Raw genomic sequence first — 230 nt, 5'->3', positions numbered from 1 at the left:
ATTGTGTTCACCCCTAAGTATAGACGAAAAGTGATCTATAATCAATATCGAAGTAGTTTGGGAGAAATATTCCATAGATTATGTAGTTATAAAGGTGTTGAGATTATCGAGGGCCATTTAATGCCAGATCATGTTCATATGTTGGTAAGTATTCCACCTAGAATTAGTATTTCAAGTTTCATGGGATATTTAAAAGGTAAAAGCGCTCTAATGATGTTCGATAAACACGC

The 230-nt window shown here is 33.9% G+C and carries 1 protein-coding gene; it reads left to right on the top strand.

Going from position 1 to position 230, the window contains the following annotated elements; genetic code table 11:
- On the top strand, positions 1–230 hold a 230-nt coding region (tnpA, locus tag HMPREF2805_RS05480; protein ID WP_148131609.1), incomplete at both ends, for an IS200/IS605 family transposase.

Source organism: Streptococcus sp. HMSC034E03 (assembly GCF_001811505.1).
Taxonomy (GTDB): domain Bacteria; phylum Bacillota; class Bacilli; order Lactobacillales; family Streptococcaceae; genus Streptococcus.
This window is presented reverse-complemented; position numbering and strand designations above follow the sequence as displayed.